Genomic DNA, 12,849 nt, shown 5'->3' with positions numbered 1-12,849 from the left:
TCTTGATTCGCTATTGAGGCCGTAAGGGTTTGAAGGAGCCGCATCCGCATCGAACGACGCAGAATCAATGCATTTTTGGCGCCAAGTCGCCAAGAGCGACGTCTATCGAGAGCAAGTGGATCGCGGCCTATACGATTTTCGTACGCCATGGCAGGCGGCGAATCGTCCTGGTTGAGCGGCAGTCATAGGAGGCCAGCGCGACCCAGCGAGTTTCGCCGACGCTGACCAGGGCCGAGATCCGAAATCAATCGTTTCTCGGATGAGGAGAGGGAAACAGCCGGGCGCCGATTTTCGAGATTAGTTCGCTACGATCGAAAGGCTTCGAGACGTACTCGTTGCACCCGGCTTCTTCGCAGCGCTGGCGATCGCCGGCCATTGCCGACGCGGTGATCGCGACGATCGGCGTTTGTTGGTCCGTTTCCCGAATTTTTTGGACGGCGGTATAGCCGTCCATGACCGGCATCTGCATATCCATCAGGATCAATTGATAATCAAGTCCTAATTCGTGCGCGGTCCGTACCTCGTTCACGGCGTCCTCGCCGTTCGGGACGAAAAACAATTTCGCATGGGTCCGTTCCAGCATCCGGCGGATGAGAAATTGGTTGGCCGGAGTATCCTCGGCGACGAGGATGCGAAACGATCGCCAGTCGGCTTGTTCGACGGGAAGATCGGCCGGTTTGATCGGCTGGGGGGAAATTCCCTCTGTTTCATTCACCGGCAAAATAAGGCGAAATCGACTGCCGACTCCAAATTCGGACTCGACCGTAAGTTCGCCTCCCAAGAGTATCGCGATCTCGCGACTAATCGGCAGGCCCAGGCCGACGCCCGGTTGTCGCCGACGAATATCTTCGGCGACTTGAACAAAGGGTTCGAAAATGGTTGTCAATCGATCGGGCGGAATTCCGATGCCGGTATCAATGACGTCGATAACGACTTGCTTTGTCTCGTCGCTTTTTTCGAGATCGATGGTGACGAGGATCTCGCCTTGATTGTTGAATTTGATCGCATTGCCGATCAGATTCAGCAATATTTGTCGGATCCGGATGGGATCGGTATTCATATGCGGAACCGGAGTTTTTATCTCCAGTCGCAGCGACAGCCCCTCGTCGGCTGCTCGGTAACGGAGCAGATTGCAAAGGCTGGCCGCGATGTCGCCCACGTTTGCTTCTTCCAATTCAATCGTGATCCGTCCCGCTTCAATTTTCGCGAGATCGAGAATGTCGTTCAGCAATTCGTGCAAATGACGACCGTTCTCGGCGATCATCTCAAGCATCTGCTGGCGATCTTCTGGTTTCGGATCCTCTTGCAGTAACTCCGTCATGCCCAGAATCGCCGTTAACGGATTCCGTAACTCATGGCTCATCGTCGCGAGGAAATGGGATTTTGCGCGGTTCGCGGCATCCGCGCGATTGCGTGCTTCTTCCGCTTCAATTTCACTAGCAATCGTGCGTACAAGCAGACGGTGCCGCTCCATCGCATTGTTGGCGACATGCGAGAGCAGTTCGGACGTCACCATCGATTTCAAGAAAAACTCTTGAATGCCATGTTGCAACGGATCCGACGACTCTTGTGGTATCTCGCTGCTGGTCAGCAAAACGACCGGAACCGGCGGAATCCGATGGGAACCTTGCAGATGCTCGACAAACTGGACCCCGTTCATATCGGGCAGTCGCCAATCCAGGATGATCAGATCAAACGGTTTATCGGCCTGACGAAATGTTTGCAGGCCTTTTTCTCCATTTTCCGCTTCCACCAGTTCATAACGTCGCGTGCGGTCGCTTCGCAGCGCCAGACGGACCATCTCTCGATCTTGAGGATTGTCATCCACGATCAGCACTCGGCGTTTGGTAGAACCCTCGTTCATATTGCTCTTTGTTGGAATCGTGGAAAGCGATTAAGCCGCTAAATAGCTTCCAGTGTAAAACAGAAAATGGTGCCTTGGTTCGCCGGGGATTCAACCCAAATGGATCCTCCGTGGCGTTCGACTACTTTTTTCACAATCGTGAGGCCTGCTCCCGATCCGCCGCCAAACTCATGCGGGAGATGAAGACGCTTAAAGATCTCAAAGATTCGCTCTTGATCCTGCGGCGCGACCCCAATCCCATTGTCGCGAACAAAAAAGACGTTCCGACCGCGGTATGCCGCAGGCGCCGCGGCGCCTGCGACCATCGTTCCGGCATGGACGATCTTCGGAAGATTACTATTGTATTTCGTGGCGTTGCTAAACAAGTTGCAATAAATCTCTCGAACGCACATAAAATCAGCATTCGCCTCCGGCATCTCTTCGATCGTCAGTTGGACTTCGTGGGGCGAAACGCTTCCCCAGATCATTTCCGCCGCTTCTTGCGCTACGGCGGTAATCTGGATCGGTTCTAGCACCAGGTCGCCGCGGCCTGCTCGCGACATGCGCAACAGCCCCTCTAAAAGTTCGTCGAGTCGAGATCGGCTGCGCTGAATTGTCTCGAACCTTATTCCTTCTTCGCTGGTCAGCGGGCGATGTAGTTTGGCTTCGAACATCGTGATCGCTTGATGCAAATTCCGCAGTTGTTCGCGTAAATCATGGGAAGCGGCGAATGCGAACGAATCGAGATCGGCGTTGATTCGCGAAAGTTCTTCATTAATCCGAGTAAGTTCGATGGCGCGGCGGCCGAGTAACTCGGCGAGGCCATTGTGTAATTCGAGGGCCATATCGCGATCGACTGTCGACCACTTACGAGAGTGGTCGCGGACAATTTCTCGCCATGTTTCAAAAGACTTCCGCGGCGAAAGTCGAATCCCATGCGCTGTCGCGACCTCTTCTTTTTGCGGCTTACCGGCCCACGAGACCTCGTGGGCATACTCTGGTCGAACAAACAGCATGATATCCAGCGGGCTCTCGCCGATCCGAATCGCAAGGACGCCGGCGACTTCTGCGCGGATTGGCGCCGACGACGGAAAATGCGTCCGCAACGAATCGGTGTAAAATAGCGGTCCGCTGGTCGCCGCGGCGATCTGCGGGATTAAAGGGATCAGCGATTGGATCGTCGGCGACTCATTGCGGAGCGTCAAGATTTTTCCGTCCAGGCAGACGAGAGCCTCTTCGGCGTCGACGATTTGGGGCATGATCGGCAAAGCCGCTTCGATCCCTGCGCGAAACGATTCGCCGGCGGCCGCCGTTCGCAAGGTTTGATGGAGTGCGTCACGCCGTACGCGATAGATTTGATTTTCAAGCGCTAATTGACGTGACCCCAGATAAACGCCAGCCGCGACGCCGATCAATTCGCACGCGTCCCGCACTTCGAGCGTAAGATTCCGCGGCTCGTAGTGATGGCACGCAATCATTCCCCAAAGATCGCCTCCTTGGAGGATGGAGATCGACATCGACGCGGCGACTCCCATGTTCTGCAAGTACTCGATATGGATCGGCGAGACGCTCCGAAAATAGCTAAACGTCAAGTCCAGCGGCTGCTGCGCATCAGAATCAGCGGCCGCAATCGGAACCGGCGGAGCGTGGATGTCTGCAATCAGGCGAACGGCATTCAGTTCGTACAAGCGACGCGCTTGCTGAGGAATGTCGGACGCCGGGTAGTGCAAGCCGAGAAACGACTCGAGATGGGACTCGGCCGCTTCGCCGACGACGGCGCCGTGCCCCCCTTCCAAGAAGCGATAGATCATGACGCGATCGAAACCGCTGAGCGACTTGATTTGAGTCGCGATTGCGGAATACAGTTCTTCCATCGTCTGGCAGGCTTGCATGCGATGCGTCGCCGTTTTGAGCAGACGGGGAAGTTTGGAAATCGCGCGACTATGGATTTTGTCGATCGGCGCAATTTCGATTTCCAGCAACAGCATACCAGCGTGCAGATGAGCGGCCGCTGTATGCCGGATATTCTCGTCTTCGCGGCCGATCGTCGCGCCGCCATCGATCGGAACGACGACCGCGGGCGATTCCTGCGATATCTGGCGAATCGCGGCTGCGGTTCGCGCACCAAATAGGGATTCGGGGGTCTCCGTGAGCGTGACCTTGCGCCCCAGCAGCATCGCGGCGTTCTGACTCCAATATCTCAATACGAGCGACTGGGGATCAAATGCGAGCAGTACGCCGTGCGGCTGAATTGACCCTGGAATGTGGATCGGTTCACGGTCGCAGTTGTCCAGATCAACTTTCTCATTCGAGTGTTGGTTCACGACCGGAACTCATGGAGTTGTTGTCCAAAAATGGAGAAGGTTTGCGCCGCAGCGTCGACCGCATTGTCGATCATCGCCGGTTCGGTCAGCACGGCGTCCAGCCAACTTGTCACCGCGCCCCAATGGGCGCCGGTCTGTTTGCCATAGCCGTGCAGGTATTTTCCGCCGCTATCGGCGGTAATGTGGAGTCGTTCTTCCAGTGATCTCGCGAGGATCGCTCCTCCCATCGCCGAGCCTTCTAACACATAGGCGACGCCTGCCGCTTGGGCGAGCGAATCGACGAAATCAAAATCGGCGACATTCTCCGTGTCGTCCAGGGAGACCGCGCCGTCCTCGATTTTGCGGAAATCGTCGACGAGCCAAGCCGAAGTTCGGCGATCGGCGAGCCACGAAGGCTCTTGATTGGAAAGCTGACGATTGATTGCTTCATCGGCAGGAATCGTAATTCGCAGCATTGCTAGCAGGAACCGCTGATAGGCGGAGCGTGAAGAAAAGACCTGATCCCAGTGGAGTTGCGATTCGGTATTCTGGTGCAGCTGCTGGGTGCGAGACCGCAATATTTCGCGTGGGCGCAGCATTTTTGGATCAGTCGGGGGCATCTTCTCAATTCCCATTTTGGAAGTCAATCAACTGTCGCACCCCCGACGGCGGGGCGTCAATCATCGAAATGAGGGACGCGCCAAAAACGTTCATGACGTCGTTTCCAACGTACGAACGCTGCTCGACAGATCGACTTTTCGCGAATTGCGTGATAGCAAACGAGTTCTGGGTCTTATTATCGCGCCTAGGGACCGACCGTCAATGGTTGAGCTGTCGGTTGGAGGGCTTTGTTTCTTTGACGAAAAGAATCCGGATAGGCGGAATTTTCAAATTCCGTTAGACTGCCCGAATAGGTAGGCGCCAGCACTGAATTGCTGGCGACCATCTCGACAGAAATTCGCGCAAGGAGGCGCAACAATATGACTCCAGGTGCGTCGTTCCGCTTTCTTCAATCGGGCGACTTCCATCTCGATCAGCCGCTCGGAGGGCTTCCCTCGGTTCCGGATCATTTGCGCACTCTCTTTTGCGAGGCGCCGCGTCGCGCTGCGCAGCAAGTGGTCGAAACGGCGATGTTGCACGAGGTCGATTTCGTCGTTCTGACCGGTGATTTGCTCGATCCGCGGCTATCCAGCCCGCGTACGATCGGCTGCTTGTTGGAAATGTTCGAACAACTAGACACCGCCGGTATCAACGTCTATTGGGCCGGCGGCGAAGCCGATCCTCCCTCGCGTTGGCCTTCGTCCGTGGCCCTGCCGCGCAACGTACATATTTTTCGACCAGGCCTGCCGCAGACCGTCCACTTTGAACAAGATGGCGAAGCGATCGCCGCGATTATCGGCCAGGCGAACTCCGGCGGAGAAATTCGGGTTGGTGAGTTTCGCCCCTCCGCTTCCGGCTTGTTCACCATCGCCGTCGCCTACGGCGAAGTCGAAGATGGCGTGATCAGCCGCCACGATATTCCGTATTGGGCGCTCGGCGGCGAAGAGATGCGCAAGAAGCATCGCACCGCGCCGAAGTTCGCCATCCACTCAGGCTCACCGCAAGGTCGACGGCCGCTACACGTCGGTCAACGCAGTTGCACCGTGGTCGAAGTCAACGAAGCCGGCGAGATCTCGACCGACGCGATCGCGACCGATGTCGTCCGCTGGCAAAGCGAACTGGTCGAAATCGCGAATTGCGAATCGCCGGAAGAATTGGAAAAGGTGCTGAAGAATCGGATGCGGACGCTCGTCTCGGGCAAAGGTCGCCGACAGTTGTTGGTGGACTGGCGAGTGATTATTGAAGGGAACGCTTCGAAGAAGCTGATGGCCGAATCGTTGTGGCAGCACACGATCGACGTGCTGAACAAAGAGTTCGGCGGCGAAGAGTCGGGCGCCTGGACGCATGAGCTGACGATTGAATCGGCGTCGGTCATTCCCGAGGCCTGGTATCAAGAACAAACCATCTGCGGCGACTTTTTGCGGCTGACGCGCGAATTGCTTGCTGATCCCGATATCCCCATTGAGTTGACCGAGTTATTAGGCGAAGACCGTCGCGGCACGCAGTTGTCCGAGGCGGTGCAGATTGAAACCAGGGAAGTTCGTCGTAAGGCGCTGCATGAAGCTCGCCGAATGGGCGTCCAAGCCTTGCGGATCGACGACTAGGAGCCGCCAACGTGCAATTAAATCAAGTCAATATCGATGGTTTCGGCGTTTGGCGTGGGCTACGTATCGAAGAGCTCTCGCCGACGGTCACCGTCTTTTTTGGGCATAACGAAGCGGGCAAAAGTACGCTGCTCAACTTCCTGCGGACGATGCTCTATGGCATCGATCTGACGGAAGAACGCCGCTATTTGCCTCCGGTAAACGGCGGGCAGCCCGGCGGTTCGCTCAACATCCGCGGTACGCTTGGTCGGTTTCAAGTGGTGCGTCTGTGGGACGAACGGACGTTTGAAGAAAACGCGTGGATTGTCGCCCCTGACGGATCGCGGCAAAGTCGGACGCAATTGGAAGCGTTGCTGGAAGGGGTCGATCGCTACACCTACAACAATATCTTCGCCGTCGGCCTGCGCGAAATTCAGTTGCTGGCGACGCTCGACGATAGTCACGCCGCCCAGAAGATCTACGAACTGACCAGCGGTTTGGATCGAATTTCGTTGGCCGAAGTCGTTCGTCGGCTCGAGATTTCTCGCGAAGCCCTCATTTCGCATGATGGCGCCGACTGCATTATCGATCAGTTGCTTGATCAGCACGTCTCGCTCAAAAAAGAAGTCGAAGAGCAGCGAACCGCGACGCAGCAATGGGGCCAAGTGCTGCAGCAGCAGCGCAGCGCCGCCGTGCAGATTGAGCAACAGCAGCAGAAGTCGGTAGCGATTACCGAACGCACTGAATTTATCGAATTGGCCGAAGATCTGCGCGGCGATATCGAACGTCGCGAAGTGCTGACCGCCAAGATCGACGAAGCCGGCGAGATCCCCGATGTCGCCGAAGAGAGCTTGAATCAGCTGAATCAATTGCGCGAACGAGTCTCGCGGCGCAAAGGTCGCTGCACCGAATTGCGTTCGCAGTACAAGGCGCTCTTCACCGAACACGAGTCGATCCCCCTCAATCGTGAGCTCTCGCGACATGCGGCGCGAGTTGATGCGCTCGGCGAACAACGTCACTGGATCGTCGCGATTCGCAAGCAGATCACCGGCGTTCAGGAAGAAATTGAAGACGTTCAACGCGAGATCGAAGCGGCTTGGGAGAACACCGGCGTCACGCTCGGTCAAGGTCGTCGGCCTGATCTTACTCCTAAGCAGTTGAAATCGCTCAAAGCGCCGATGCAGACGCTCGAGCAAGAGATTCATCGTCACGAAGAGTCGAAGCGAACCGTCTCGTCGCACGAAGATGAGCTGGAATCGGCGCAAACCGAGGTCGATAAATCGCTCGCCAATCTAGGCGAAGATGACCTGAGCGTCGCGATCGATAAAGCCGGCGAGCTGGTTAACTTGCTTTGCCGCCGTATTCAGGTCGAAGAAAAGATTGACAAGCTGGAATTCCAGCGTCGCGAGGCCGAGATCGAATCGGCCGATCTGCTCGAAAACCAGATTTTGCCGCGTCCGTTGTTGGCCCTACTAGGGCTGACTTTCTCGGTCGGCGTATTATTGATTTTGCTCTTCATTTTTGGCGCTGCGATCAGCATCCCGGAGATCTCGGGGACGCTTCCGTTGTTTGGTTGCGTCTTTATCTTCGGCGTCATCTTTACGAAGGTGACGATGGAGCGATCGGTCAAGCAAAACCTCAGTGGAGTCAAGCGACAGTTTGAGCTGGTCAACGTTCAACTGCACAAAGCGGTCGAAGAGCGCGACGAATTTGATGAGGTGCTGCCGAAAGGGGGCGGGCCGTTGGTCGCTCGTCTGCAAACGGCCGAAGATCATCTGGCTCATCTAGAAGGGCTCATTCCGCTCGGCAATCGAGCCGGCGAAGCGAAGCAAAAGAGCGACTACGCGTCGAAGACGATTCAAGACGCCGAACATGCGGTCAACAATGCTCGCCGTCGCTGGCGCGACGCGCTGCGTGCGTTGGATCTGCCTGATGATTTGCAGCCTGACCGGATCAAGGTCTTGGCTCGCATCCTGGCCCACATCCACGAAAAGCGGAAAGACCTGAAGTCGCTGCAAGATCAAGAGAAGCAGCGCACCGATGAACTGCACGCCGTCGAATCGCGGATCACGCAGTTGGCCGGTGAGCTTGGTCTCAAGAACGCGAAGGACGGCCTGGAGCAACTCGATCGCCTGCAGTCCGAACTAGAGCGTCAGCAGACTCAGTCCGAACTACGCACCGATCTGCGGGGCCGCGCCCAAAAGATCAAAGACGAGTTCAAAAAGACCGCCGGCGAAATGCGCAAAGCGGCCAAGCAGCGACAAGAAATCTTGGACGAAGCAGGCGTCGAAGACGAAGAGGGCTATCGCAAACTGCTCGACAAAGCGAACCGAATCAACGGTTTGCTGTTGGATTTGGAAGAAGTCGAAGAAAAGATCATCGCCAAGCTCGGCTCCACTCCGTTGGAGACGGTCGAGGAGTTCCTGGCCGAACTATCGGCCGCCGACGCTGAGAAGGAACTGGCCGAACTGCTGCAAGAGTTTGAGCAAACGCAACGCAGCCTGAAGGAAGGCTTCGAGCGTCGCGGCGAACTGAAAGCTCAGCTGGAGTCGCTGGAAGAAAACGATCGCCTTTGCTTGGCTCAGCTAGAGCTGAACGAAGTGAGCACGCAGATCGAACAAGCGATCGAGCGTTGGCAGTCGCTGGCCGTGACGGCCAACGTTTTGGATCAGATTCGCCGCATCTACGAAACGCAACGTCAGCCCGAAACGCTGAAGATGGCGTCGATCTTCATGGACAAACTGTCGCTCAACAAGTACGTCCGCATCTGGACGCCGCTGAGCGAGAATACGCTCTACGTCGAAGACGCCAAAGGACGATCCAAGTCGCTGGAACACCTGAGCGAAGGTACCCGCGAGCAGGTCTTCCTCAGCGTTCGCTTGGCGCTGGTTCGCACCTTTGCTCGCCAAGGTCGCGTGCTGCCGGTGATCTTGGACGACGTGATGGTCAACTTTGACACCAAGCGTTGCAAAGCGACGGCCGAAGTGTTGATGAGCTTCGCCGCCGAAGGGCACCAAACGCTCGTCTTTACTTGCCATGAGCATATCATGGAGATCTTCCAGAACCTGGGCGGCGATGTTCGCGTGCTGCCGCAAGTGACCGGCGTTTGCCGTCCCGAGCCAGCCCGTTTACCGGCGCCGGTCGTGGAAGAGGTTGTGGAGGAAGTCGTTGAGCCCGAGCCCGAACCGGTCGTCGAAGAGCCGGTCATCATCACCCCGGTCGCCAAGAAGCCGCCGTTCAAAGTGGTGCTGCCGATCATCCCGTACCTTGAAGTTTACCCGCTCACCAACAGCATCAAGCCAAAGCCGAAACCGGTCGTCGAGGAGGACCTGTCGCTGGCCGATCGCGGCCCGATCGTCGAGCCCGAATCGTTGCCGATTCAACTGATCGACGCCGAGTACTATCTAGAGCGAAGCGAGCACGAAGAACCGGAACCAGCTTTCGACCTCGTCCCAAACACCGACTATCAGCTGAAAGATGCCGCCGAAGTCGACATGGTCAGCATCGCGCTGGAGGACCTTTGGGAAGAGCCAGAGCCGTCGATTCAAAACGTCGAAATTCCGCTGCCGGTCGTCGCATTGCCGGAAGTGGTCGACTTGGTGATCGAAGTCAAATCGGAACCAGAACCAGAACCAGAACCGGTATTGGTCGTCGCCGAGCCGGAACCTGCTCCTCAGCCCGAGCCGCCGAAACGTCCTCACCCGTCCGACAACGAATTCGGCTGGGACTCACCGAAGATTTGGTGGGAAGGCCATCCCGATCTGGACCCCGCTTTGTTGCGGAAAAAACGACAAGAAGGCGCGGCGTAATTCGTCGATTGCGTCACGCCGCATTTCCCTCGCGCGCTGCGGGCTAAGAAGAATATTGCGGTTGCGATGCTCTTAACCACGCTTGCCGGCGCTCTTCACGCGATCGCGCGGCGACTTCGCCATTTGGGCGGATTTCGCGGCGTTCTCGGCTTGGCCGGTGATCTCATAGAGGAACCGGCTGGTGTCGGTAGGGCGTGGTTTTCCCCATCGCTTGCGTGAGGTCGCCAGCGAGAAGGTCAAGCGATCTTGAGCGCGGGTAATGCCGACGTAGCAGAGTCGGCGCTCTTCTTCGACCGCCGCTCCTTCTTCTTTCACGCTGCGCGCGTGCGGCAAGATGCCTTCTTCCATGCCGACCAGGTAAACGTTCGGAAACTCCAACCCCTTGGCCGCATGCAGCGTCATCAAGACGACGCCGTTGCGCTGCAGTTGCTTTTCCTTTTCGTTGTCAAAGTCGCCGCCAGAAAGTGCTGAGTCATCCAGGAATCCGCCGAGCGTCGGCTTCTTCTTGTTCGTCTCAAAGGCGCTGACGGCGTTGACTACCTGCTCGATCGCCATCTCGCGCGATTCGCGATCGTTCGGATCGGGATAAAGTCGTTCCAGCTCTTTTTGATAGCGAATGTCGCCGATCAGCGAGCGGACCACATGCGACATCGGTTCGGTATCGAAACGCTTCTGATACCGGCGAATCAAGGACGAAAAGTCGATCACCGCGTTAGCCGCGTTTTCCGAAATGTTCCGGATCGAACGCACCTTGGGGAAGACTTCCCATAGCGGTACGCCTTCGGTCACCGCCGTGTCCATCAACGTTTTGACCGTCTGCTGACCGATGCCGCGGGGCGGCGTGTTCAAGATTCGCAGCAGCGAAACCTCGTCGATCGGCGAATGAATCACCTTCAAGTACGAAATCAAATCGCGGACTTCTTTCCGATCAAAGAACGACATGCCGCCGATCAAGATGTACGGAATTTTCATGCTTCGCAGCTGCTGCTCAAACGCGCGCGGTTGCTCGTTGGTCCGAAACAAGATCGCGAAATCGCGCGGTTCAAACTCTGGTTCCGACAGCTTGCGAGCAATATCTTTGACGACTTCTTCCGCCTCTTTTTCTTCGTCTTTGAATTGCCAGATCTGCGGGCGTTCGCCGCCGAAGCGGGCCGCTTCAAGATCTTTGTCGTAGCGTGTCGAATTGAACTGAATCAAGCGATTCGCCAGTTCAAGGATCGCAGCGGTGCAACGATAGTTGTCTTTCAGGTAAATGACCTTCGCTTCGGGCCAATCATGCTGAAAGCGAAGGATGTGCTGCACTTCGGCGCCGCGCCACGAGTAGATCGATTGATCGTCGTCGCCGACCACGCACAGATTTCGGTGGGCTTCGGCCAGCCCGCGGACAATTCGATACTGGCTGCCGTTGGTGTCTTGGTATTCGTCGATCATCAAGTGATCAAACTGCGACGCTTCTTCGTCGCGGATGTCGTCATGCTCGGTGAACAGTTCTTCGGTCAGCAGCAACAGATCGTCGAAGTCGACCGCACCGCAGGTTTTCAGCGAGTTTTGGTAACGCCGGTAGGCCATCGCCGAGAGATGCTCTTTGTCGGTCTGCGCGTGCCCGACCGCTTCGGCAGGGCGAATGCCGGCGGTCTTCCAGCGGCTGATATTGTTCAGCGCGTCGCCGGGACGAAGCGATTCGTTGGGGACGCGGATTTCGCGCAGCGCGGCGCGAATGACCGATTCTTGGTCGCCGCGATCATAAATCGCAAATTTCAGCGGATAGCCCAAACGATTGATATGCCGCCGCAAGACGCGAACGCAATGCGAGTGAAACGTCGAAACGACCGGTTGCTCGGTCGCTTTTTTTCCTAGCAATCCGAGTGCGCGTTCGCGCATTTCGGCGGCCGCTTTGTTGGTGAAGGTCACCGCCAAGATCCGGCTTGGTCGAACCCCATGTTTGATGAGATTCGCGATCCGAAACGTCACGACGCGGGTTTTGCCAGATCCGGCGCCGGCCAATACCAACATCGGGCCCGAAAGCGTGTTGACCGCGTCAAGTTGGGCCTGATTAAGTCCGCTCACGGGGTCCGTACTTCCTTGCACCGAGAGAGTCAATTGCGAAGCGTCATAGCTGACGGCGAGAAACAGCGTCAGTCCTGAAAGATCGTAATTCGCAAGACGCTGTTTCCGCAACCGGGCCCCTCGTCGTATCGCGAAGTAAAGATGGGCGATTTGCGAGAGAAGGGGTGAGCCCAAGTCCGCGATTGTTCACGGTAACAATCAACGTTCGGCCGGCGCCGGGAGGTAGGACCGGACCGCTCCGTTTTTTTAGGAACCTGTCCAAATCGCTTCGACGTTAATTTGGGGGGAATTGATTGCCTCGGGGATCGCCGAGACGGGACCGGATCATTGGACCGGACCCCTCTTTTTTTTATTATCAACTTGCCCAATCTGCCTGGGAGGTAGTTTGGGCGCTTTTGTGGATTGTTCAGCCGAGACCTAGTCTACGGGTTTATCGGTTGGACCGGACCGCTGCGATCTTTTTATCGCCTTCCCCCTGATTGCCCGGATGTCAAATTGGGAGGTTTGGCGGCCACGTTTTGAAATGCCAATTGTCAAAGAGCGTGAGAGCCGATCGGAGCGCCAATTTCCTCTTCGCCGCACGGCAATCGACCACGCTTCCGTGTGCATTGTCAACGAACAATCTTTGCCGTCTCCAAGGCCAA

General features: G+C 56.6%; 6 protein-coding genes. 2 read left to right on the top strand and 4 right to left on the bottom strand.

The window, feature by feature from the left end; translation table 11 throughout:
* Positions 1-244 precede the first annotated feature (244 nt).
* The 3 genes from DSM3645_RS20220 to DSM3645_RS28715 are packed head-to-tail and all read right to left on the bottom strand — an operon-like array spanning position 245 to position 4,745.
* A complete protein-coding gene (locus tag DSM3645_RS20220; RefSeq protein WP_002654412.1) occupies positions 245-1,864 on the bottom strand; it encodes an ATP-binding response regulator in 1,620 nt (539 codons plus the stop codon).
* A gap of 38 nt (positions 1,865-1,902) precedes the next feature.
* Positions 1,903-4,167: an ATP-binding protein gene (locus DSM3645_RS20215; RefSeq protein ID WP_002654411.1), complete on the bottom strand. Its 2,265-nt coding sequence runs from the start codon at positions 4,165-4,167 to the stop codon at positions 1,903-1,905.
* The gene (locus DSM3645_RS28715) at positions 4,164-4,745 is read right to left on the bottom strand and encodes a biliverdin-producing heme oxygenase (RefSeq protein WP_050769474.1); all 582 of its coding nucleotides are present in this window, start codon (positions 4,743-4,745) and stop codon (positions 4,164-4,166) included. Before DSM3645_RS28715 ends, DSM3645_RS20215 begins: the two co-directional genes overlap by 4 nt.
* Before the next feature lie 381 nt (positions 4,746-5,126).
* Here DSM3645_RS28715 and DSM3645_RS20205 point away from each other — a divergent pair, with 381 nt between their 5' ends.
* Both DSM3645_RS20205 and DSM3645_RS20200 read left to right on the top strand, forming a co-directional pair.
* Positions 5,127-6,350 (top strand): metallophosphoesterase family protein, encoded by a 1,224-nt coding sequence (locus DSM3645_RS20205; RefSeq protein ID WP_002654409.1) that lies wholly within the window; start codon positions 5,127-5,129, stop codon positions 6,348-6,350.
* Between the two features lie 11 nt (positions 6,351-6,361).
* A complete protein-coding gene (locus DSM3645_RS20200) occupies positions 6,362-10,138 on the top strand; it encodes an AAA family ATPase (RefSeq protein WP_002654408.1) in 3,777 nt (1,258 codons plus the stop codon).
* Between the two features lie 72 nt (positions 10,139-10,210).
* On the opposite strand, the gene DSM3645_RS20195 is transcribed toward DSM3645_RS20200, so the two are convergent.
* Positions 10,211-12,316, bottom strand: coding sequence for an ATP-dependent helicase (locus DSM3645_RS20195; RefSeq protein ID WP_002654407.1), 2,106 nt, complete (start codon positions 12,314-12,316; stop codon positions 10,211-10,213).
* Positions 12,317-12,849: the final 533 nt, after the last annotated feature.

The sequence above is a fragment of the Blastopirellula marina DSM 3645 genome (assembly GCF_000153105.1).
Taxonomy (GTDB): Bacteria; Planctomycetota; Planctomycetia; order Pirellulales; family Pirellulaceae; genus Blastopirellula; species Blastopirellula marina.
This window is presented reverse-complemented; position numbering and strand designations above follow the sequence as displayed.